The following is a 21,539-nucleotide window of genomic DNA, read 5'->3' as shown; positions in this document are numbered from 1 at the left end:
TTTGCCCCCCTGCTCTCGCACCTTGGCCGCGGAAAAGGAAAGCGGGTCGAGGGTCCGGATCGGGCTGATTAGAACAAATTCAGCATTTCTTTATTCGCATTCCTCTCCGTGCCCCGCGCATCCACGGCGAGGCCGCGCCACGAATTGGCGTCGGCGGACGAAAAGGAAAACGTGCGATGCAGGTGCAAAAGATATGGCAGCGGCTGGATGAGGCCGCCCTGGGTACCGCGTTCCTGGGAGTGGCGGCCATCCTGTACGGGATCGCCTGCATCCTACAGGGCGAGTTTCATGACTTCTGGCAGCCGGTGCCCGGGAACCTGCCCTTGCGGCGGCCGCTCGCTTATCTCGCGGCTGGACTGTTGGTGATGGGCGGATCGGGCCTGCTGGCGCCACGCACCGTCCGCCCTGCAGCGATGCTCCTGCTCCTGATATTCGCGCTTTACGACGCCTGTTATCTGCGGCTCCTGATCGGGCCACCTCTCAACGCGAACGCCCTTCTGGGGCTCGCGGAGCAGCTGGCGGTGGTCGTCGGCGCGTGGGCAATCCTGCTGCTGGCACGCGGGGACCGATCGGTCGGAGCGACCGTCGCCAGAATCACATTCGGCGCCTGTTCGCTCGTCTTCGGTCTCGCGCATTTCATGGCGCCGGTGCAGACCGGGAATATGGTGCCCGAGTGGCTCCCTGGCGGCCAGATGTTCTGGGCGATCGCGACGGGCGCGGGGCATGCCGCCGTTGGCCTTGGCCTGATCGCAAATCGATTTGCGGTCCCGGCGACACGGTTCGGTGCATTGATGTATATGTGCTTCGTCCTGCTCGCCTGGCTGCCCGGAGCGTTCACGCATCCGACACAATGGCTTCGCTGGGAAGGTGCCGCGATCAGCCTGTGCATGGGGGCGGCGCTGTGGCTGGTTGGGGATTTGCTGGCCTCATCCCAATGCCGGGCAGGATCGGAAAGGCCGAAAGTCGGCAGAGTTGGTGGTGAAGCGTCGGCGTAACCAAGGGGCAGTGGCCCTGACGTCCTTGGCAACGCCGTGGCTGGCCGCAGCGTGCCGGGCCGGCGAGGGACGGCGGGCCCGGCATGTCGCGCCTGCGCGAACGGAGGGGCGTTCCAGTGGTGCCGCTATCCTCTCCACAGCCCCCAAAATGCAAACCGGCTCGCTTCGGAGAGACCCGCTACGGCGCCGCAACGAATTGAACCGCGGCCGCACGACCCCGGTTGGAAAGTCCTTCCACAGCGCATAGAGCGGCGGCGCGACCGGCAAGAGGAGCTCGCATGATCCGTACCGGACTGATCGGCTTCGGCCTTGGCGGCACGGCTTTCCACGCGCCGCTGGTCGATGCCGCCCCCGAACTCGATCTCGCGGCGATCGTCACTTCGCGGCCCGACGCGGTGCACGAACGCTATCCGAAGGTGGAGGTTGTTCCCGAAGTCGCCGCCTTGCTCGCCGATCCGGCCATCGAGCTCGTGGTGGTCTGCACCCCCAACGACACGCATTTCCCGCTCGCCAGAGCGGCGCTCGAAGCGGGCAAGCATGTCGTGATCGACAAGCCTTTCGCGAACAGCGTCGCCGAGGCGGAAACGCTGCTCGCGCTGGCGGACACGCAGGGGAAGGTGCTCAGCATATTCCACAATCGCCGCTGGGACAGCGACTTCCTGACGCTGAAGAAGCTGCTGGACGAAGGTGCCCTGGGCGATATCACGCTCTACGAGGCGCGCTGGGACCGCTTCCGTCCCGCGCTGCGCGGCAATTGGCACGAAACGGCGGGTCCCGGCGGGGGCGTGCTGATCGACCTGGGCCCGCATCTGATCGATCAGGCGCTGGCGCTGTTTGGCCCACCGGAAAGCGTGACCGCCGATATGGTTGCCCAGCGGGAAGGTTCGCTGGTCGACGATTATTTCGAATTGACCCTGCATTATGGCCGGATGCGCGCGGTGCTCTCCTCCGCATCGATCGTCCCCGCGCCGCGACCGCGTTTCGCCGTGCACGGCACCAAAGCGAGCTTCGTCAAGCACGGTCTCGATCCGCAGGAAATGCAATTGCGGAGCGGCGGGCGTGCCGACGATCCGGGCCACGGCGTCGAGGATCCCGCCAATCACGGCGTTCTGACGAACGGCGACGGGACGCAGCGATCGATTGCGTCCGAACGGGGCGATTACCGGCTTTTTTATTCCGGCGTGGCGCGGGCAATCGCCGGACACGCGCCGCCGCCGGTGTCGCCCTCCGACGCGCTTGCCGGCCTCAGGCTCATCGAAATTGCCCGCCAAAGCGCCGCCGAGCGCCGTTCGTTACTCTTGTGATACGATCGGGCTCGGGCATTTCCCTTAGGTTCTGGCCCTTATGGTCCTCACTATATCAAGCTGTTTCCACAGTGGCCTCCGCAGGGTAGGGATCGTGCATGCTTAGCCTCTTGGCTGCGTTGTCGAACGGAAGCTATGCGCCGCGTGGAGCATCCACGGCGTTGCGCGCGGACCTGTTCTGGGCGAACGCCGTTGCCGATTCCGTTCTGGCGCTCGCCTATTTCTCGATAGCGATAGGGCTGGCGTTGCTGATACACCGCCGGCGCGATTTCGCCTTTCGCTGGATATTCTGGTGCTTCGCCGCCTTCCTGATGGCGGACGGGGTCGTGCACGTGATGAGCGTGACGGCCTTGTGGCGTCCGCTCGGCGGCGCGGCGTCGATATTCAAGGGGCTGACCGCGGCGGGCTCCATCGCGACGGCGGTGGCGCTCTGGCCCCTGCTTTCCAAGGTGGTGTCGATGCCCTCGCGCGCCCAGCTCTCTGACCAAAACGCCGAATTGGAGGCCTTGATCGCGGAGCGCGATGCCGCGCTCGAGGACCTGCGCCAGCACGTGGCGCAGCGGCAGGAGCTCGAAGCCGCGCTGCTCCAGTCGCAGAAGCTCGAGGCCGTTGGCCAGCTTACCGGCGGTATCGCGCACGATTTCAACAATCTGCTCCAGGCAGTGGCAGGCAATCTCGAACTGATCGCGCGCAAGCCCGGCGATATCGACCGGGTAGTCGGCTGGAGCGCGAGTGCGCTGAACGCCGTCGAGCGTGGACGTTCGCTGACCGGCCAGCTGCTCGCTTTTTCGAGCAAGCAGCGCTTCGATCTCAATTCGGTGCGGCTCGGCGAACTGATCGGCGGCGTGAAAGACCTGATCGAGCGCGCTGTGGCCCCGCTTGGGCAATTGCGCGTCGAGCGGATCGATCCTGCTCTCAACGTCGAAGTCGATCCGCTCCAGCTCGAGCTCGTGCTGCTCAACCTGGCCTTCAATGCGCGCGATGCGATGCCCGAGGGCGGCACGCTGACGATTGCCGTCGATCGCGCAAGCGACGCCGCCACCCGCGATCTTCCGGACGGCGATTATGTGGCGCTCACCCTGTCGGATACCGGCATCGGCATGTCGGAGGACGTACGCGTGCGCGCCACCGAGCCATTCTTCACCACAAAGGGCCCCGGCAAGGGCACCGGCATGGGACTGGCCATGGCCTCGGCCGTGGTGCGCCAGTCCGGTGGAGTGCTGGCCATCGAGAGCCGGGAAGCGGAGGGCACCTCGATAAAGCTGTTCCTGCGGGTCGCGACCAGTCAGCCGCGGCGCGTCATCGGCGATGATGCCCGCTCCGATGCGCGCGTCGATCTGTCGGGCTTCACGATCGCGCTGGTCGACGACGATGCCCAGGTTCGCGGTTCGCTGCTCGATACCCTGCTATCGGCAGGGGCGACGGTCGAGGAAGCGGCCGAGGGCGGAGCGGGGATCGACCTGGTCCGGCGGCTGCGGCCCGACCTGCTCGTGGTCGACTTCGCGATGCCCGGGATGACCGGTGCCGATGTCGTACGGAAGGTCCGCGAAGACCATCCCGATCTGCCTGTCGTGCTGGTCACCGGCTTCGCCGATTTCGTGAAGCTCGACGCGGTTGGCGGTCCACAGGTCGCGGTGTTGTGGAAGCCTTTCGAGGCGCAGGAACTGCTCCGTAAAGTCGCCGGGCTGCTGCGCCCCTAGGGCAGCGCGCGGCGAAGCTCCTCGATCCATGCAGTCGCCACGCTGTCCGACGGCGCGCGCCAGTCGCCGCGCGGGCTGAGCGCGCCGCCGGCGGAGACCTTGGGGCCGTTGGGCATCGCCGAACGCTTGAACTGGCTGGTCTGGAAGAAGCGGAACAGGAACGCCTCCAGCAATCTCGCGATCGTGGCCAGGTCATATTCGTTGCGACTGCCCTCGGGGAAGCCGATCGGCCAGAGCCCGGCGTCGCGGTCGCGCCAGGCGTGCCAGGCGAGGAAGGCGATCTTCGAGGGACGCAGGCCGTGGCGAACGACATAATGGAGGAAGAAATCGTGGAGCTCATAGGGACCGATGCGATCCTGCGTGCTCTGTATCCTGCCCTCGGCGTCGGCGGGGACGAGTTCGGGGGATATCTCGGTGTTCAGTATCTGGTCCAGCGTCGACGCGGCCTGACCCTCGAACTGTCCGGTCTGCAGGGTCCAGCGGATAAGATACTGAATTAGTGTCTTCGGCACCCCCGCGTTGACGCCATAATGGCTCATCTGATCGCCTACGCCATAGGTGCACCAGCCGAGCGCGAGTTCGGACAGGTCGCCGGTGCCGACGACGAAGCCCTGGCGCTGATTGGCGAGGCGGAAGAGATAGTCGGTGCGCAGCCCCGCCTGGACGTTCTCGAAGGTCACGTCATAGACCGGCTCCCCCGAGGCGAAGGGATGGCCGAGATCGGCGAGCATCTGGCGCGCAGTGGGGCGGATGTCGATTTCCTCGCCGGTGACGCCGAGCGCGCGCATCAGCTCCCAGGCGTTCGCCTTCGTCGCTTCCCCGGTCGCGAAGCCGGGCATGGTGAAGCCGAGGATATCCGAGCGCGGGCGACCGAGTCGATCCATCGCCTTGCACGCCACGATCAGCGCATGGGTCGAATCGAGCCCGCCCGAGACGCCGATGACGAGATGCTTGCTGCCGGTCGATTGGAGCCGTTTCCGAAGGCCTTCGACCTGGATGTTGAAGGCTTCGTAGCAATCCTCCTCGAGCCGCGCGGGCGTGTTGGGCACGAACGGGAAACGGCGGAGCGGGCGGACCAGCCCGCGATCGGCCATATCGGGCTGGTGCTCGAACGCGATGCGGCGGAAACGCGTCTCGGGATGATCGGCGTAGCGGGTGCTGTCGTTGAACGTACCGTCGCGCATCCGCTCGAGGCGGAGGCGTTCGAGATCGAGGTCGGCGCAGACGACCTCGGTTGTCAGCTCGAAGCGTTCGGAGCGGGCGAGCAGTTCGCCGAATTCGTAGATCAGCCCCTGGCCGTCCCAGGCGAGATCGGTGGTGCTCTCGCCAGGCCCCGAGGCCGAATAGAGATAGGCCGAGAGCGTCCGCGCCGATTGCGACGCGCAGAGCAGCTCGCGCTCGCGGCCCTTGCCGATGACGATGTTCGAGGCGGACAGGTTGCACAGCACCAGCGCGCCGGCCAGCGCGCCGTCGGTGGAGGGCGGCGTCGGCGCCCAATAATCCTCGCAGATCTCGACGTGGAAGACGAAATCCTCGAGATCCGAAGCGGCAAAGATCAGATCGGCGCCGAATGGCACGGTCTGCCCCGCGACGGTGACATCGAGGCCGGTGAGGCCCAGCCCCGAGGCGAACCAGCGCTTCTCGTAATATTCGCGATAATTGGGCAGGAATTGCTTGGGCACCACGCCGAGGATGCGTCCGCGGGCGATCGCCACCGCGCAATTGTAGAGCCGGCCGTTGCGGCGGAGCGCCGCGCCGATCAGCAGCACCGGCCTGAGCTTTGCACTCGCTTCGACGATCGCGGCGATCCCCGCCTCGGTCGCGTCGAGGATCGCGTCCTGCAGGTGCAAGTCGTCGATCGCGTAGGTGGTGACGTTGAGCTCGGGGAAGACGAGCAGGTCGGCGCCTCTGGCATCGCCCTCCTGCGCCAGCGCGATCGTCGACGCTGCGTTGGCGGCGGGATCGCCGACCATGACCGACGGCGTGCACACGCCCGCGCGGATCATCCCCTGGCGGTGGAGGGCGTAAAAGGGGTGGGTCTTCGCCATCACAGCGCCTCCGATAGCATTTCCAGCCCCACGCGCAGGCATTCGATCCGCACCGGCCCGCGACCGATATCGCCGAAATGCTCCTCGCGGTGCGCCGTGGGGCGGCCATCGCGCGCGCAAGCGAAGTGGACGAGGCCCGGTTCGTCACCCGGCGCGCCGGCGCCGGCGAAGCCGGTCACCGCCAGTGCAACCTGCGCCTTGCTGTAGCGCAGCGCCCCTTCGGCCATGCGCCGCGCGACTGCCTCGCTGACCGCGGTTTCGGCTTCGATCAGTTCGGGAGGGATGCCCAGCATTTCGGCCTTGGCCTCGTTGGTGTACACGACGAAGCCGCGCTCGAAGGCATGGCTCGCCCCCTCGACGTCGGTGAAGAGCGAGGCCAGCAGCCCGCCGGTGCAGCTTTCCGCGGTAGCGATCGACAGATCCCTGTCGCACGCACGCTCGAGCAGCCTGCGCACGGCGGCGTCCACCTCATCGGGGAGGACCGGCGAGAGCGTTTCGGTCATGTAAGGGTCCTAGTGCGGCGCGTGGGCGAATGCCAACCCACGCCGGCGCGATTGGTTGCCTTTTTGGGAGATTGCGGTTCGCCCGATCGCCTTGAAGTGCCTAAATACGCAGACGATATGCCATGGCGGGCCGGGACTATAAAAGCATTGCGTTGCTTTATTCGCGTCTCGCTGCTAGAGGGAATGCGCTAATCGTCGCCTGCGACGGAAATTGACGCCTTTGGGCGAGATATCCTTTTCAAGATTATTGGCTCCCGCTGCACAGTTTTTCGTGCGGTTTTTCCATGTTCTGGAAAGGAACATCCCATGCCGATCGGCAAAGTAAAATTCTTCAACGCCGACAAGGGCTATGGCTTCATTGCGCCAGAGGATGGCGGCAATGACAGCTTCGTCCACATCAGCGCCGTCGAGCGTGCAGGCATGACGACGCTGCAGTCCGACCAGCGCGTCTCGTACGACATCGAGAACGATCAGCGCGGCAAGGCTTCGGCGGTCAACCTCCAGGCCCTCTGACGCACTCTGCGTAAGCGATTGCGGGGCGGCGCGGCTAGAGCCGTTGCCGCCCCGTTTTCATCTGGCCGTGAGGCTGGCCGCATCTCGAGCCAGGTCAACGGCCTTTGTCTTCGAAGACCAGCAGCGTCACTCCCTGCCGCGGCACCATGACCTCAACGTTCGCGCGGCCCGATCGAACGGCGACGTCGCGTACGGGCTCGGGCAGCAATTGCGACGCCTTTTCGAGCTGCGTGTATTGGGTCTCGTCGGGAGACTGCGGTGAGCCCATCGCCTGCCACGCGGCGTAAGCGTTGGCATGGCGTTGATCGACGCGCCACTCGGTGAGCTGCCGGATCTTGCCCCGGCCGAGGCCCGACAGGTTCAGCTTGATGGCGGCGGTGGGTCCCGGGACATCGTCGTCGTGATAGTTCCACACCAGCACGGCAACCTTGCCGTCGCGCGCGATCGTGGCAATCGTGCCCACGTCCGGCGCGCCGCGGACGCCCTGGGCGGTGATCGTCTCGAGCGTTAGCTGGCCGCTGCTCGCCGCCGCGACGCGAGTCTCGCCCAGCTTCGAGAACATGCGGAACACGTTCAGCACTGGCAGGTCCACGCCGTTGCTGGCGAGCTGGCGATAGCCGGCGAACCAGGGCTGGTCCTCGAAGGTGAAGGCCCAGGTGAGCACCCCTTCCAGATTGACCTTGTGCTTGTCCGCCAGCTCCCAGATGCGGGCGAAGCTTGCGGCGGTGTAACTCGAATACATCGTGCCGTTGCGATAGCCGTTCTGCGGCCCCGGGCAGGCGGCGCATCCTTCGGGATCGCTCTCGCCGATGACGATCGGCCGGCTCGCGAGCTCGGGCACGGCGGCGATCTTGCCGAAGCCCGCGCTGACGCCCTTGAGATGCGTCGAGATGCCCATCCGGACATGGCCATCGACGAACTCGGGCCGTCCCTTGGCATGGAAGGCGAGGAAGTCGGTCGGCGTGCCCTTCAGGCCGGTGGCGTGATTGGTGCCGCGCGCGACATGCGCGAGGAACTGGTCCATGAACGCGCCGCCTGCGCCCGCGACGTCCGGCCCGCCCACGCGCGCAGTGGGGAGGGCGCGGCGCACCGCGTCGATGGCGTAATCGTGGAGCTTGTCGAACTCCTCAGGCGTGCCTTTCCAATAGGATTCGCCATTGGGTTCGTTCCAGACCTCGAAATACCAGCTCTCGACTTCTGCCTTGCCGTAACGCTGCACATTGTGGAGCGTCCATTGGTAGATCAGCTCCGCCCATTTCTTGTAATCTTTAGGCGGGGCGTTCCATCGGCCTTCGATCAATTTGTAGGCGAAGCCCGGGCGCCAGAGATGCTGGTATTGCTGTTCGGCGGGGGCGGAGGAAAGCGCCTCGGGCATGAAGCCGAGCTGCAGGTAGGGCCGCACGCCGCGCGCCAGATAGGTGTCGATCAGGTGATCGACGACTTTCCAGTCGTAGATCGGGTTGCCCGCTTTGTCCTCGGTATAGATGTTGGTGCTGCCCCATTTGAACGCCGGGGTGCCGTCGCCGGTGTTGAGCAGATTGTGCGCGCGGAAGTAGATCGCGCCCGGCTTGAGATCGCCCAGATGCCCGATCAGCTTGCGCCCGTCCTTCATCGTCGCATAATTGGGTTCGTCCGCGCCGAAGAAGCGCCAGACCGGCTTGAGCGGCCCTTCCGCTTTGCCGGCATCCACGTCGATCTTGACGTTGATCACGGGCTCGGCCTGCGGGGGAGTCTGCCGTGCGGTGGACGGCTGGGCGAGGGACAGAAATGCGCATCCCGCGAGCATCGCAGCCGATCGCAACGAGCCGGAAAAACGTCCGCGCATATTATCCTCTCCTCAGCTCGTACTCATCGCGTCACTTTTGCGACCTGTGTCTGGCTGAGGTTGGTGGTGCCATAATGTGGCACAAGATGCCACAGATTGACGTGCATCGACGAAAATCGGCCGGACAACCGACCTTTGCACTCGCTTGTGCCATGTGCGGACGGCGCATGGCCATGGGCCGATGTTGCTGGCGGGCGCCGAAATCATCGCGCTGCCGCGCAAGGATCCAGACGGGCCGGGATCAGACCTTGGCGGAATAGATCATCCGGCCGGGGCCGAGGCGCTCGAACACCTTGGCGAGTTCGTTCTCGCCCACTGCGAAACAGCCCTGGCTGCGACCAAGCTTGCCATGCTTCGCGATCATGTCGGCGTTCGAATACCAGGCCGAATGGACCACGATCGCGCGATCGAATGCATTGTTGTTGGTGGGATCGAGCCCGAGCAGGCGCTGCGAATCGCCATGCTTGCCGACATAATAATCCGCAGTGAGGAACGCGCCTTCGCTGGTCGCTTCCGAATCGATTGCGTTCGAGAAGGTGTGGAGCAAGCCGGTATGCTCGGGGTCCGAGCCGATGCCGTGCGCGACGAGATAGCTTTGCACTTCGCCACTGCCGACGTTCACAATGTGGAAGCGCGGACGATAAGACGGCGTCGCGAAATCGGCGATGGCGATGCGATCGTGCGAGGGAATCCGCATCGAGTGCCGATCGAGCGCCGCGATGGCACGCTTGAACAGCTCAGGGCGGATGTTGCCGGGTACTTTCGGTGTGGCCTTCGCCACCACCGGCGCGGCCGGAATCGGCTGCACGGGAGCAGGAACGGGCACCGGAAGCGGCGCGGCTGCGATGCTCATGGTCCGCGTCGCGCAGGCTGAAACCACCGCGCCGCTGGCCATGACAAGCGCCGATCTCATCAGCGCACGGCGCGTTTGCGCCGAATTCAGATTCTCGATCACTCTTTACCCACTACCCGCTTCTTATGCCCTGAGTGTATATCAGAGCTCCTTTCATATGGGATTAACATCGAGCCCGGCGCGTGCGACTCACCGCATCTGTTGCCCGCTTCGCCGAGTTAAGTGCCGGATGTGGCAACAAAATCGCGCTTGGGGGATGCCCGTATCCGTGATTCGCCTGCCGGCACGATTCAGGTTAATTAGAGTTTAAGAAAAGCGGGCCGCGAAGCTTTCGCGGCTTCAGAAAGGCTATGACGATGAAGTCTGGCGCACGCGGCGCATTGTTCCTGGCGGCATGGGCACTTGTCCCGGCCACGCCCGCCGCCGCGCAGGCGCGCGAGGAAATGGCCCAGCCCGCCATTCCGAAGCTCAAGGCCGGACAATCGGTCTGGTTCGAGACTCCCGAACTGATCAAGACGAGCAATGCGGCGAGCGCCGTCCGCATCGTCATCGCGATCCAGCAGCAGCAAGCGCTCGTCTATCGCGGCGATCGGCTGATCGGAGTCAGCACTGTCTCCACCGGCGCGCCGGGCTACGAGACGCCGCTGGGCGAGTTCACCATTCTCGAGAAGAAGGTGTTCCACCGCTCCAACCTCTACAGCAATGCGCCGATGCCTTATATGCAGCGGCTCACCTGGGGCGGGATCGCGCTCCATGCCGGGCAGCTGCCGGGCTATCCCGCTTCGCATGGTTGCATCCGGTTTCCCAAGGGATTCGCGCGGCAGCTATACGAGCTGACGGCGATGGGCGGCACAGTGATAGTGGTCGACGATGTGATGGACGCGCCGCTGTATCTGCCGCTCGAGCCAGTGCTGACCGCCGACACACGCGGGCTGACCACGCCGGCGACGAGCTACACGGCGCCGCTGTTGACCGTGGATACGTCCAATCTCGGCGGTGCCGCCTATGAGGTACTGACGCTGGGCGGGGATTCACCGGCGGATGCGGCGCGGCGGCCTGCGTCGTGGGCGACGGGGCCGGCGGTGGAAGCGCAACCGGGCCAGCGCGGCTCGCGCTAGCCCGGCGCGACACTCGCCCGGGGATCGATCGGATCACCGGGCGGGCGTGACGATCAGTTGTTTTTGGTCTCGACCGTAGTGGTGGTCGTAGTGGTCGCGGCCGGAGCGGCCTTGCGCGTGGTCTTGCGGACCGTGGTCTTCTTCCGCGCGCTCGAATAGCTGCGGACCGGGCTGGTCGAGCGTTCGACAGTCGTCACGGTCGTCGTCGGCTGCGCGGCGGCGGCGCGGACTGCCGCGGCGTCGGCGGCGGCGTTCGCGGCGGCCTGCTGCGCCTGTTCCGCGCGCGCCTGCGCCGCTGCAGCATCGGACTGCGCGACTGCAGCCGCATCCTGCGCGGCTGCCCGCTGGTTGGCCTCGGCCGCGACCTGTGCTTCGGCGTTCAGCCGGGCGTCGCGCTCGGCCGAGGCGGCCTCGGTCTTGTTGCGCTCGGCTTCTTCGAGCGCCTGGTCGGCCAGCCCGGAAGCGCGGCGCGCTTCGTTGATCGTCGAATCGCGGTGGTCGCGGGCGAGCTGGTCGCGCGCGACGCGCAGCGATTCCTGGGCGCGGGCCATTGTCTCGGCTGCGTGGGTGGTGGCGCCGGCCTTTTCCGCGGCTTCGACCTTGGCGGTCGCTTCGGCGACGGCGGTGCGCGCGCGGTCGATCCGGCTCTGGGCCAGCGACGGCGTCGCTATCAGCAGCGCCGAAATTCCGACGCCGCGCATGATGACTCCCATATATCGCATGTCTGCAACTCCTTGGTTGCCCCACCTTGCGAACGGACGCGATATGCGTGGGGTTGCTGCCGCGGCGGCGAAGCGAGCTTATGCGCCGATCAAGCGAGCTTTTGCGGCGATAATCCGTGCGATCGCCGTATCGAGCGTGGCGTCATCCTTGACGAAACAGAAGCGCACGATGCTGGTCACCGGAGCTTCGGCGTAGAGAGCCGAGATCGGTATCGCGACCACGCCGGCAGCGTCGATCAGCCGGTCGCAAAAGCTGACATCGTCGAGCGGGATACCCGAGGCAGTAAGATCGACCGAGAGGAAATAGGTTGCGGCGCTCGGCAGGACGGCCAAGCCCGCGTCCGCGAGGCCTGCAGCGAGCCGGTCGCGGCCGCGCTGGAAGCGGTGCCGTGCTCCCTGCACCCAGGCATCCTGCGTCGCGAGCCCCTCCGCGACGGCCCATTGCAGATTTGGCGGCGTAGTGAAGGTGAGGAACTGGTGTGCCCGGGCGATAACGCGCGCGAGCGGGGGCGCGGCGCATGTCCAACCGACCTTGAAGCCGGTCAGCGCGAAGATCTTGCCCGCGCTGCCGATCTTGACGGTGCGCTCGCGCATGCCCGGGAAACCGATCAGCGGGAGGTGCCGCGCGCCGTCGAAAGTGACATGCTCCCAGACCTCGTCGCAGACTGCGATCAGATCGTGCGTGACGCAGAAATCGGCGATCGCGGCGAGCTCGGCGGCGCTGCACATCGTCGCGGCGGGATTGAGCGGGTTGTTGAGAACGAGAATCCGGGTGCGCGGCGTGACCGCGGCCTCCAGCGCTGCCGCGTCGATCCGCCAGTGCGGCGGTTCGAGCCGGACGAAGCGGGGGACGCCGCCCGCCTGACGGACCAGCGGGACATAGGCGTCGTAGAGTGGTTGGAAGACTATGACCTCGTCACCCGGCTCGATCAGCGCGAACAGGGATGCCGCCAGCGCCTCGGTTGCGCCCGAAGTGACGATCACTTCCTCGGGCGCGAGATCGAGGCCTTGATGGCGGAGATAATGATCGGCGACCGCCTGGCGTAGCTCGGGCAGTCCGGGCATCGGCGGATATTGATTGGATTTTTCGAGCAATGCGCGGGCGGCGGCTTCGAGCACCGCCTCGGGCCCGCGCCCGTCGGCAAAGCCCTGGCCGAGGTTGATCGCACCGGTTTCGCGGGCACGCGCCGACATCGCCTCGAAGATCGTAGTGCCCATCTGCGCGTAGAGTGGGTTCATCACCGAATTCTGGCGGCTTGCAACCAGGCACGCAACCGCCGCATTAGCAGGTCGTTGAAGCATGGCGCATCAGAAGGAAGACCATGACCACCAAGCCGCCGGTACCCGCAGAGAACCAGCCTCCTTATCCGATCGAGGAGCCGCCGCACGATCACAGCCACGACAACGAGACCGTGGCGGCAGTGCGTGAGATCGCCGCGGCAAGGGCACGCCGCTCGCCGAGTGCGCGCCAGCTCGGCATCGGTGCCGCGGTAGGCATCGGATCGGCCGCGATCGTGGCCGGGCTGCTGTTCTGGCGAGGGAACCGCAAGGACGGAAAATAGGCCGGGCCGAAAGGGTCGTTCCGTTCAATCGTCGCGGCGGCGCCAGCGTTTGGCGATCTTCACGGGATCGAACAAGTGCGGGCCGACGAACAGGAACGCAGCGCCGGCGCTGCCGCACAGGAAGGCGATCGGGGCGAGCAGCCAGGCAGTCGGGTCATAGTCGATCGGACCTGCTATCGCCCGCGCGCGCAACATGCGCGCCGCAAGAGAGGCGAGTAGGAGCAGCGCGAGCCCTCCCAGCCGCAAGAGCAATCCAACTGGCTTTCGTTCGTACCAGGGCATTGAGCGTCTCGAATAATCCTCGAGCCGCGGAACTATCGGCGCGCGCATAAGCAAGCGAGACGGGAAAGGGCGCCGCCGCATTGGATTTGCATAGGGAACGCATCCGCATTCGACCCTGAACCGGCCCGCATATGGAAAACAAATGCGTCATTATGCCAATCCCGCTCGAAAGCATATGCGCGGTACGGCACCTGCCCCACAGCCCGATGCGGCTCCCGGAAGGACACAAGTGAACGCCTCGACTCATCAGGATGCGGGGCAGCCGCATCATCCGCAGGAACGGCTGTCGACTCTCACGCTCGGCGCGATCGGCGTGGTGTTCGGCGATATCGGCACTTCGCCGCTGTATGCGCTCAAGGAAAGCTTCATCGGCCCGCATCCACTGGCGGTCGATCGGGCACATATCTTCGGCGTGCTGTCGCTGATCTTCTGGACGATGATGCTGGTCGTCACGATCAAATATGTCTTCGTCATCCTGCGCGCCGACAACAAGGGCGAGGGGGGAAGTCTGGCGCTGCTCGCGCTCATCATGCGCAAGCTTGGGGAGAGACGGCTGACACCGGTGATCGTGACGCTCGGCGTGCTCGCGACTGCGCTCTTCTACGGCGACGCGATCATCACGCCGGCCATCTCGGTACTTTCGGCCGTCGAAGGGTTGACCGTGGTGCACGACGGAATGGCGCCGCTCGTCCTGCCGATCACGATCACGATCCTGGTCGGACTGTTCGCGATCCAGGCGCGGGGTACCGCGGCTGTCGGCAAGCTGTTCGGCCCTGTGATCCTCGTCTATTTCGCCGTGCTCGCCGTGCTCGGCGTCATGGGCATCGCGGCGGCTCCGGAGATCCTCTGGGCGCTCAATCCTGTCTATGCGCTGGATTTCTTCCTGATCGATCCCAAGCTTGCCTTCCTCGCACTGGGTTCGGTGGTGCTCGCGGTGACGGGAGCCGAGGCGCTCTATGCCGATATGGGCCATTTCGGCCGTCGCGCGATCATGATCTCGTGGCTCTACGCGGCATTTCCCTGCCTCATGCTCAATTATCTCGGCCAGTCGGCGCTGCTGCTCCGCGATCCCGCGGCGGTTTCGAACCCCTTCTATCTGATGGCGCCCGACGCGTTTCGGCTGCCGCTGGTGATTCTCGCCACCGCGGCGACGATCATCGCGAGCCAGGCGGTCATCTCCGCGGCCTTTTCCGTCACGCAGCAGGCGGTCCAGCTCGGCTTCCTGCCGCGGCTCCGGATCATGCACACCAGCGAGAAGGCGGCGGGGCAGATCTATGTGCCCCAGGTCAACTGGACGCTGTTGGCGCTGGTCGTCCTGCTTGCAGTGAGTTTCGGCAGCTCCGGCAATCTCGCCGCGGCTTATGGCATCGCCGTCACGGGGACCATGCTGATCACCACCTGCATGCTCGCTGTCCTGGTCTTCGCGGTATGGAAATGGCCGCGGCCACTGGCGGCGATCGTGATCGGCGTGTTCCTGCTGGTCGACGGCCTCTATTTCGCGTCGAACATCACGAAAATTCCGGACGGCGGCTGGTTTCCGCTGCTCGTCGCGACGGTGGTGTTCACTGTGCTCACGACTTGGCGCACGGGCCGTCGGCTCGTGCTCGAACGACTGCACGAAGGCGCGATGCCGATCGAGTTGTTCATCCAGTCGGCCGCGCATTCGCTCGAGCGGGTATCGGGAACCGCTGTCTTCCTTGCCTCGCGCCCGGACGACATTCCCCCCGCACTGCTCCATAACGTGAAGCACAACCGCGTGCTGCACGAACGCGTGCTCGTGCTCACCGTGATGACCGAGCAGGTTCCCCATATCGTGACGGGAGCCCGCAGCACGATCGAGGCGCTGGGCGAGGGTTTCTATCGCGTCGTCATTCGCCACGGCTTCATGGAGGATGTGGATATCCCCGCGACGCTCGCCTCGCTCGAAGGCTGTGGCGGACCATTCAAGCCGATGGACACGAGCTATTTCCTCGCGCGGCAGACGCTGATCGCGTCGAGCCGCCCGGGCATGGCCCTCTGGCGCGAGAAATTGTTCGCCTGGATGGTGCGCAACGCCGAGAGCGCGATGGAATTCTTCAAGCTGCCGACCAACCGGGTAGTCGAACTCGGCAGCCAGCTCGAAATCTAGCCCTCGGCGCCCATCAGGCGATAGCCGACGCCGAGCTCGTTGACGATGATCTCGGGCCGCGCGGGATCGGTCTCGAGCTTCTGGCGGATATTGCGAATCACGACGCGCAGATATTCGATGTGGCGCTCGTAATCCTGCGCCCACACGGCGGTCAGCAACTGCTGGTGCGTGATCACCCGACCGGGGAACCGCGCCAGCTCGGCGATCACGGCAAATTCCTTCGGGGTGAGGTGAATCTCCTCGGTGCCGCGCGCCACCCGGCGATCGAGCAGGTCGAACGTCACGCCGCCGGCGGTCAGGCTCGTGCGTCCGCCGTCGACGCTGATCCGCCCCCGCAGCGCGGCGCGCACCCGGGCGAGCAATTCCTCGGTGTCGAACGGCTTGGTCACATAGTCGACTGCGCCGAGGTCGAGTGCAGTGACCTTTTCCTCGGTCGCGTCGCGCGCCGATACGATGAGAATGGCCGCCTTGGACTGCTTGCGGATTGCGGGGATCAACTCGATGCCGTCGCGATCGGGGAGGCCGAGATCGAGCAGCACCACGTCCGGCTGCGTATCGCTCAACACTTCGATCGCCTGCCGACCCGAGGCGGCCACGGCGATCCGATATCCCGCGCGTTCGAGCGTTCCCGTCAGCAGCCGTCGGATCTGCGGCTCGTCGTCGACGATGAGGATGGTGGACGCGTTGCTCATGCGGACTCGGGTTCCTCGAGGTCGTGGATCAGCAGGTCTTCGGGAATGCGCAAGGTGAATATTGCGCCCTTCGGTGCCCCCCGATTGGAAGCTTCGACGTGCAGCCCCATCGCCTCGGCAAACCCCTTGACGATCGCGAGGCCAAGGCCGGTTCCCGTCTTGGAACGGTCGGAGCCTTCGAGGCGGCGGAAGGTTTCGAATACTTCGTGTTCGCGCCCCGTCGGCAGGCCCGGCCCCTCGTCGAGGATCGACAACGCGAGCGAACCCACGGAGCGCTCGGCCGCGACGGTGATAGCCGTGCCGGGATCGGCGTAGCGGCCGGCATTGTCGAGCAGGTTGATCAGGCAATGATGGAAGAGCTGCGGATCGACCCGCACGAGCGGCAGGTTCGGCGACACGTCGAGTTCGATCGCATGACCCTCCAGCGTCGCGCGCGTGTCATGGACCGCGCTGGCCACTGCGTCGGTCAGGTCTACCGGTTCGACCCTGAGCTTGATCGCGCCGGCCTCGACCCTCGCCATGTCCAGCAGATTGGCGACGAAGCGGTTGAGGCGCTGCGATTCCGCGTCGATCGTCTCGATCAGGCCCGGTGCGGGCGCATGCTTCAGCTCGCGCACCGCCGCCTGGATCGATGTGAGCGGTGTACGCAGATCATGGCTTACCGACGAGAGCAAAGCGGCGCGCAGCCGATCGCGCTCGCGCAGTTCGGCGACGCCGCGCATTTCCTCGCCCAGCCGCATCCGCTCGAGCGCGAGCGTGGCCTGGTCGAGCAGGCTCATCAGCAGCGGAATCTGGTCCGAGCGTACCGTGTCGCGGGCATCGTCGCGCGCGAGCCCGATCGCCGCAATCGTCCGCTCGCTGGTCTTGAGTGGATAAAACAGCCAGTCCGAGGCCGTCAGCGTATCCGAGCCGCGTCCCGCCGGCATGCCGCGTTCGAGCGTCCACTGCGCCGCGGCGCGCTCCATCGTCTCGAACCGGTCCTCGGGCGGATAGGCGGCGCGCAGCTGCGGACCATCCGGCGACATGGTGAGCATGGTCGTGCGTACGTCGAGCAGTCGGGCGATCTCGGCGCAGACCGCCTGCATCAGCTCCTCCTCGTTCGATGCGTCGCCAAGCTGGCGCAGGAACCCGGCGAGCGCGGCGTTCTGCCGCGCGCTTCCTGCGGCCAGATCGGCCTGGGCACGCACGCGCGCCGACAGGTGGCTGGTCACCACCGCGACGCCGAGCAGGACGATGATGGTGATGACGTTTTCGGGGTTCTGGACCGTCAGCGTGCCGGTGGGCGGCAGGAAGAAGAAGTTGTAGGCGAGCGACGACAATGCACCGGCGAACAGCGCCGGCCAGCGCCCGAACAGGCTCGCAGCCACCATCACCGGCAGCAGATAGAGCAACGCGACATTGGCGAGGTTGAGGATGTGGGACAGCGCCGATCCCGCGCCGGTGACGGCCGCCACCATCAGCGCGGTCCAGCCATAGCTCGATGGCGCACCGAAAACGCGCTTCGGCTTTTGCGCGGGCGCCGGTGTCGCGCCTGCGGTCGGCAGGACATGGACCGCGAGGCCCGGCGTTTCCCGAACGAGGCGATCGACCACCGAGCCGTGCCGCAGTTCGAACCATCGCGAGCGCATCGACTTGCCGACGATCAGCTGCGTCGCGCGGCTTTCCGCGACATAGGCCTTGATCCCCTCGACCGCAGAATCCGCCGGCACCGAGACCACCGCTGCGCCGAGCTGGCTGGCGAGATTGAGCGCGGCGGCGAGGCGGCGGCGCTCGTCCTCGCCGAAATGCTCCTCGCGGGGCGTCTCGACATGCAATGCGGTCCACGGCGCGCGCAGGGCATCAGCGGTGCGCTTGGCGGCGCGCACCAGCTCCTCCGAACTCGGCAGCTCGCTCACCGCCACCACTAGTCGCTCGCCGACCGCCCAGTTGCCGGCAAGTGCATGGCTCTTGAGATAATCGAGCATCTGCACGTCGACTGCCTGCGCCGCGCGCCGCAACGCGAGCTCGCGCAGTGCCGACAGGTTCGATTTGGAGAAGAAATGCGCCAGCGCGCGGGTTGCCTCCTCGGGGACATAGACCTTGCCGGCGCGCAGGCGCTCGATCAGTTCATCGGGCGGCAGATCGACCACTTCGATCTCGGCGAGCTCGAGGATGCGATCGGGAACGGTTTCGCGCACGCGGACATGGGTGAACGACGCGACGACGTCGTTCAGGCTTTCGATGTGCTGGATGTTGATCGTCGAGAAGACGTGGATGCCGGCGGCGAGCAGTTCCTCGACATCCTGATAGCGTTTGGGATGGCGGCTGCCCGGCGCATTGGTGTGGGCGAGCTCGTCGACCAGCACCAGTTGCGGATGACGGGCGAGGATCGCATCGATATCCATTTCGCGCAGCACATGGCCCTGGTGCGCGATGTCCTTCCGCGGAATCACCTCATAACCGCGCGTCAGCGCCTCGGTCTCGGCACGGCCATGGGTCTCGACGACGCCGACCACGACATCGGTGCCGACACGCATCCGCTCGGCGCCGCGGAGCAGCATCTCATAGGTCTTGCCCACCCCCGGCGCGGCGCCGAGGAACACCTTCAAACGACCGCGGCCTTCCTGTGCGGCGGCGCGCAGAAAGGCCTCGGGATCGGGACGTTCGGGCTGATTCACGGCACCGATTGTGCGCTCTCCGCGTCGAGCTGTCGATTGAGGAGGAGAACGTTGACGCGCTCCTCGCCCAGGAAACCGAGCAGCGGATGTTCGGTCGCGTGCGTGATCATCGTGCGGACCCGCGCCACGGGCCAGCCGCGGGCCTTCGCCACGCGCGCCGCCTGGAAAAAGGCCGCCTCGGGGCTGATATGGGGGTCGAGCCCGGAGGCGGAGGCAGTCACCAGATCGGCGGGGACCGACTGTCCTGGTGCAGGGGAGGCCGCCGCGACATCTGCCTTGACGCGGTCGGCGAGCGCCTGGCTGGCGGGGCCGAGATTGGAGCCCGCGGAGGCCAGCGCGTCATAGCCCTTGCCGGCCGCCGACGGGCGCGGATGGAAATAGCGCTCGCTGCTGAAGCCTTGGGCGAGCAGGCTCGATCCGACGATCTCGCCTCTGGCATCGCGGATCAGGCTGCCATTGGCCTGGGAGGGGAACAGCAACTGGCCGATGCCGGTGAGGGCGAGCGGATAGGCGATGCCGAGCAACAGCGCGAACAGCAAAGTGAGGACGAGCGCCGGACGCAGCGCGGAAGTGATGTCTTTGCCCATGATTGCAAATCCTCAGGCGAGGCCGAAGGCGTTGACCGCCAGGTCGATCGCCTTGATGCCGATGAAGGGAACGATGACGCCGCCGAGCCCGTAGACGAGCAGGTTGCGCCGCAGCAGCGGACCGGCGCCGATCGGGCGGTATTTGACCCCCTTGAGCGCGAGCGGGACGAGCGCGGGGATGATCAACGCGTTGAAGATGATCGCCGACAGGATCGCCGATTGCGGCGTTCCCAGCCCCATGACGTTGAGCACCGCGAGCCCGGGATAGAGCGTCGCGAACATCGCGGGGATGATCGCGAAATATTTCGCGATGTCGTTGGCGACCGAAAAGGTCGTGAGGCTGCCGCGCGTCATCAGCAGCTGCTTGCCGAGCCCGACGACTTCGATGAGCTTGGTCGGATCGCTGTCGAGATCGACCATGTTGCCGGCTTCGCGCGCGGCCTGCGTTCCGGTGTTCATCGCGACGCCGACATCGGCCTGGGCGAGCGCTGGGGCGTCGTTGGTGCCGTCGCCGCACATCGCCACCAGCCGCCCGCCGGCCTGCTCCTTGCGGATGAGCTCGAGCTTGTCCTCGGGTGTGGCCTGGGCGAGGAAGTCGTCGACGCCTGCCTCGGCGGCGATCGCGGCGGCGGTGAGCGGATTGTCGCCGGTGATCATCACCGTGCGGATGCCCATCCGGCGAAGTTCGCCGAAGCGCTCGCGGATGCCTGCCTTGACCACGTCCTTGAGCGCGACCGCGCCGAGGATGCGCCCGTCCTTCGCCACAGCGAGCGGCGTCATGCCGGCGCGTGCGATCTCGTCGGTGGCGCGGCGCAACTCGATGGCGGCGGGCGTTTCGTGCATGTCCGGATTGGCCCTGAGCACTGAATCGACCGCGCCCTTCTGGATCAGCGTGCTGCCGATCTTCACGCCCGAGATGCGGGTTTGAGCCGTGAAGGGAATCACTTCTGCCTCATGCGGCAGGGCCTGGTGCTTCACGTCGAACCGCTCACGCGCCAGGGTGACGATCGAGCGGCCCTCAGGCGTCTCGTCGGCGAGGCTCGCGAGCAGCGCCGCTTCGGCCAGCTCGGAGACCTGGACGCCGGCCACCGGCCGGAACTCGCTCGCCTGGCGATCGCCGACGGTGATCGTGCCCGTCTTGTCGAGCAGCAGCACGTCGACATCGCCTGCCGCCTCGACCGCGCGGCCGGACTTGGCGAGCACGTTGAAGCGCACCAGCCGATCCATCCCCGCGATGCCGATCGCGGAGAGCAATGCGGCGATCGTGGTCGGAATCAGCGTGATCAGCAGCGCCGCGAGGATCGCGACCGGGATCGCCCCGCCGGCATAGCTGGCGAAGGCGGGGATCGTGCCCACTGCGATCAGGAAGATGATCGTGAGCCCGACCAGCAGGATCGTCAGCGCGATCTCGTTGGGCGTCTTCTGCCGTTCGGCGCCTTCGACCAGCGCGATCATCCGGTCGAGGAAGCCCTGGCCCGGATTGACCGTGACGCGGACCTTGATCTGATCCGAAATGACGCGCGTGCCCGCGGTCACCGCCGAGCGGTCGCCACCCGCTTCACGGATCACCGGCGCGCTCTCGCCGGTGATGGCGGCTTCGTTGACCGAGGCGACGCCTTCCACGACTTCGCCGTCGGCCGGGATCAGATCCCCGGTCCCGACGAGCACAATGTCGCCGGCGCGAAGCTCGCTCGCCGCGACTTGCTGGATGCGGCTGCCGTTGACACGCCTCGCAGTGAGCTCGGCCTTGGTCGCGCGCAGCGAGGCTGCCTGCGCCTTGCCGCGGCCTTCGGCGATCGCCTCGGCGAACGTGCCGAACAGCACCGTCAGCCACAGCCAGATGACGAGCTGTCCTTTGAAGCCGAACCCGAGCGTGTCCTGGCCGAATAGGAGCAGGAACGTCAGCAGCGCCGCCACGCAGGCAGTTACGAACAGCACGGGGTTACGGATCAATTGGCGCGGAGCGAGCTTGCGGAAGGCGTCGGCCAGGGCGGGGAGGATCAATTCCGCCGTAAAAAGCGACTTGTTTGCGGTGCGTGCCATGTGGGCG

The 21,539-nt window shown here is 66.0% G+C and carries 18 protein-coding genes; 7 read left to right on the top strand and 11 right to left on the bottom strand.

Going from position 1 to position 21,539, the window contains the following annotated elements; genetic code table 11:
- Positions 1-176: 176 nt before the first annotated feature.
- From BR78_RS20900 to BR78_RS0108630, 3 genes are all read left to right on the top strand, one after another.
- Positions 177-995, top strand: coding sequence for a hypothetical protein (locus BR78_RS20900; protein ID WP_051683265.1), 819 nt, complete (start codon positions 177-179; stop codon positions 993-995).
- 278 nt (positions 996-1,273) lie between these two features.
- Positions 1,274-2,299 (top strand): oxidoreductase, encoded by a 1,026-nt coding sequence (locus tag BR78_RS0108635; RefSeq protein WP_029936160.1) that lies wholly within the window; start codon positions 1,274-1,276, stop codon positions 2,297-2,299.
- Between the two features lie 98 nt (positions 2,300-2,397).
- Complete coding sequence (locus tag BR78_RS0108630) at positions 2,398-3,999, top strand: ATP-binding protein (RefSeq protein WP_029936158.1); 1,602 nt, start codon at positions 2,398-2,400, stop codon at positions 3,997-3,999.
- Here BR78_RS0108630 and BR78_RS0108625 read toward each other — a convergent pair.
- Entirely contained in the window at positions 3,996-6,047 is a 2,052-nt protein-coding gene (locus tag BR78_RS0108625) for an NAD(+) synthase (protein ID WP_029936157.1), read from the bottom strand. The two genes, BR78_RS0108630 and BR78_RS0108625, sit on opposite strands and share 4 nt — an antisense overlap.
- Entirely contained in the window at positions 6,047-6,550 is a 504-nt protein-coding gene (locus BR78_RS0108620; RefSeq protein WP_029936155.1) for a CinA family protein, read from the bottom strand. Before BR78_RS0108620 ends, BR78_RS0108625 begins: the two co-directional genes overlap by 1 nt.
- A 306-nt stretch (positions 6,551-6,856) precedes the next feature.
- Between BR78_RS0108620 and BR78_RS0108615 the strand changes: the two genes are divergently transcribed.
- On the top strand, positions 6,857-7,063 hold the full coding sequence (locus BR78_RS0108615; protein WP_029936153.1) for a cold-shock protein: 207 nt from the start codon (positions 6,857-6,859) through the stop codon (positions 7,061-7,063).
- A 94-nt stretch (positions 7,064-7,157) separates the two neighbouring features.
- Here the strand turns inward: BR78_RS0108615 and BR78_RS0108610 are convergent, their stop codons facing one another.
- Entirely contained in the window at positions 7,158-8,888 is a 1,731-nt protein-coding gene (locus BR78_RS0108610) for a GH39 family glycosyl hydrolase (RefSeq protein WP_029936151.1), read from the bottom strand.
- A 241-nt stretch (positions 8,889-9,129) separates the two neighbouring features.
- Positions 9,130-9,801 carry a murein L,D-transpeptidase catalytic domain family protein gene (locus tag BR78_RS0108605; RefSeq protein WP_049811462.1) on the bottom strand — a complete coding sequence of 224 codons (672 nt, stop codon included), beginning with the start codon at positions 9,799-9,801 and terminating at the stop codon, positions 9,130-9,132.
- 290 nt (positions 9,802-10,091) lie between these two features.
- Here BR78_RS0108605 and BR78_RS0108600 point away from each other — a divergent pair, with 290 nt between their 5' ends.
- Complete coding sequence (locus BR78_RS0108600) at positions 10,092-10,859, top strand: L,D-transpeptidase family protein (RefSeq protein ID WP_049811458.1); 768 nt, start codon at positions 10,092-10,094, stop codon at positions 10,857-10,859.
- Positions 10,860-10,912: 53 nt separating this feature from the next.
- Here the strand turns inward: BR78_RS0108600 and BR78_RS0108595 are convergent, their stop codons facing one another.
- Both BR78_RS0108595 and BR78_RS0108590 read right to left on the bottom strand, forming a co-directional pair.
- A complete protein-coding gene (locus BR78_RS0108595) occupies positions 10,913-11,581 on the bottom strand; it encodes a hypothetical protein (protein ID WP_025560051.1) in 669 nt (222 codons plus the stop codon).
- A 78-nt stretch (positions 11,582-11,659) separates the two neighbouring features.
- The gene (locus BR78_RS0108590; protein WP_025560052.1) at positions 11,660-12,820 is read right to left on the bottom strand and encodes an aminotransferase; all 1,161 of its coding nucleotides are present in this window, start codon (positions 12,818-12,820) and stop codon (positions 11,660-11,662) included.
- An 83-nt stretch (positions 12,821-12,903) separates the two neighbouring features.
- Here BR78_RS0108590 and BR78_RS0108585 point away from each other — a divergent pair, with 83 nt between their 5' ends.
- Complete coding sequence (locus tag BR78_RS0108585; protein ID WP_025560053.1) at positions 12,904-13,143, top strand: hypothetical protein; 240 nt, start codon at positions 12,904-12,906, stop codon at positions 13,141-13,143.
- Between the two features lie 24 nt (positions 13,144-13,167).
- On the opposite strand, the gene BR78_RS0108580 is transcribed toward BR78_RS0108585, so the two are convergent.
- A complete protein-coding gene (locus BR78_RS0108580) occupies positions 13,168-13,338 on the bottom strand; it encodes a hypothetical protein (protein ID WP_156022275.1) in 171 nt (56 codons plus the stop codon).
- Between the two features lie 262 nt (positions 13,339-13,600).
- Here BR78_RS0108580 and BR78_RS0108575 point away from each other — a divergent pair, with 262 nt between their 5' ends.
- Positions 13,601-15,553, top strand: a complete 1,953-nt coding sequence (locus tag BR78_RS0108575; RefSeq protein ID WP_081855742.1) for a potassium transporter Kup — start codon at positions 13,601-13,603, stop codon at positions 15,551-15,553.
- Here the strand turns inward: BR78_RS0108575 and BR78_RS0108570 are convergent.
- Genes BR78_RS0108570 through kdpB form a run of 4 tightly spaced genes read right to left on the bottom strand, consistent with a single transcriptional unit; the run spans position 15,550 to position 21,532 of the window.
- The gene (locus BR78_RS0108570) at positions 15,550-16,245 is read right to left on the bottom strand and encodes a response regulator (protein ID WP_025560056.1); all 696 of its coding nucleotides are present in this window, start codon (positions 16,243-16,245) and stop codon (positions 15,550-15,552) included. The two genes, BR78_RS0108575 and BR78_RS0108570, sit on opposite strands and share 4 nt — an antisense overlap.
- Complete coding sequence (locus tag BR78_RS0108565; protein WP_025560057.1) at positions 16,242-18,902, bottom strand: sensor histidine kinase; 2,661 nt, start codon at positions 18,900-18,902, stop codon at positions 16,242-16,244. The genes BR78_RS0108570 and BR78_RS0108565 overlap by 4 nt, the downstream gene beginning before the upstream one ends.
- Positions 18,899-19,489, bottom strand: a complete 591-nt coding sequence (kdpC, locus tag BR78_RS0108560) for a potassium-transporting ATPase subunit KdpC (RefSeq protein ID WP_025560058.1) — start codon at positions 19,487-19,489, stop codon at positions 18,899-18,901. The genes BR78_RS0108565 and kdpC overlap by 4 nt, the downstream gene beginning before the upstream one ends.
- A 12-nt stretch (positions 19,490-19,501) precedes the next feature.
- Positions 19,502-21,532 (bottom strand): potassium-transporting ATPase subunit KdpB, encoded by a 2,031-nt coding sequence (kdpB, locus tag BR78_RS0108555; RefSeq protein WP_029728546.1) that lies wholly within the window; start codon positions 21,530-21,532, stop codon positions 19,502-19,504.
- Between the last annotated feature and the right edge of the window lie 7 nt (positions 21,533-21,539).

It is taken from the genome of Sphingomonas sp. UNC305MFCol5.2 (assembly GCF_000712135.1).
GTDB lineage: Bacteria > Pseudomonadota > Alphaproteobacteria > Sphingomonadales > Sphingomonadaceae > Sphingomonas.
The sequence above is the reverse complement of the archived record's forward strand: the minus strand, read 5'-3'. Positions and strand labels throughout refer to the sequence as shown.

Coding starts and splice junctions, on each gene's coding strand:
- BR78_RS20900 (WP_051683265.1), top strand. CDS start 177: ATGCAGGTGCAAAAGATATGGCAGCGGCTGGATGAGGCCGCCCTGGGT.
- BR78_RS0108635 (WP_029936160.1), top strand. CDS start 1,274: ATGATCCGTACCGGACTGATCGGCTTCGGCCTTGGCGGCACGGCTTTC.
- BR78_RS0108630 (WP_029936158.1), top strand. CDS start 2,398: ATGCTTAGCCTCTTGGCTGCGTTGTCGAACGGAAGCTATGCGCCGCGT.
- BR78_RS0108625 (WP_029936157.1), bottom strand. CDS start 6,047: ATGGCGAAGACCCACCCCTTTTACGCCCTCCACCGCCAGGGGATGATC.
- BR78_RS0108620 (WP_029936155.1), bottom strand. CDS start 6,550: ATGACCGAAACGCTCTCGCCGGTCCTCCCCGATGAGGTGGACGCCGCC.
- BR78_RS0108615 (WP_029936153.1), top strand. CDS start 6,857: ATGCCGATCGGCAAAGTAAAATTCTTCAACGCCGACAAGGGCTATGGC.
- BR78_RS0108610 (WP_029936151.1), bottom strand. CDS start 8,888: ATGCGCGGACGTTTTTCCGGCTCGTTGCGATCGGCTGCGATGCTCGCG.
- BR78_RS0108605 (WP_049811462.1), bottom strand. CDS start 9,801: ATGAGATCGGCGCTTGTCATGGCCAGCGGCGCGGTGGTTTCAGCCTGC.
- BR78_RS0108600 (WP_049811458.1), top strand. CDS start 10,092: ATGACGATGAAGTCTGGCGCACGCGGCGCATTGTTCCTGGCGGCATGG.
- BR78_RS0108595 (WP_025560051.1), bottom strand. CDS start 11,581: ATGCGATATATGGGAGTCATCATGCGCGGCGTCGGAATTTCGGCGCTG.
- BR78_RS0108590 (WP_025560052.1), bottom strand. CDS start 12,820: ATGAACCCACTCTACGCGCAGATGGGCACTACGATCTTCGAGGCGATG.
- BR78_RS0108585 (WP_025560053.1), top strand. CDS start 12,904: ATGACCACCAAGCCGCCGGTACCCGCAGAGAACCAGCCTCCTTATCCG.
- BR78_RS0108580 (WP_156022275.1), bottom strand. CDS start 13,338: ATGTTGCGCGCGCGGGCGATAGCAGGTCCGATCGACTATGACCCGACT.
- BR78_RS0108575 (WP_081855742.1), top strand. CDS start 13,601: ATGCGCGGTACGGCACCTGCCCCACAGCCCGATGCGGCTCCCGGAAGG.
- BR78_RS0108570 (WP_025560056.1), bottom strand. CDS start 16,245: ATGAGCAACGCGTCCACCATCCTCATCGTCGACGACGAGCCGCAGATC.
- kdpC (WP_025560058.1), bottom strand. CDS start 19,489: ATGGGCAAAGACATCACTTCCGCGCTGCGTCCGGCGCTCGTCCTCACT.
- kdpB (WP_029728546.1), bottom strand. CDS start 21,532: ATGGCACGCACCGCAAACAAGTCGCTTTTTACGGCGGAATTGATCCTC.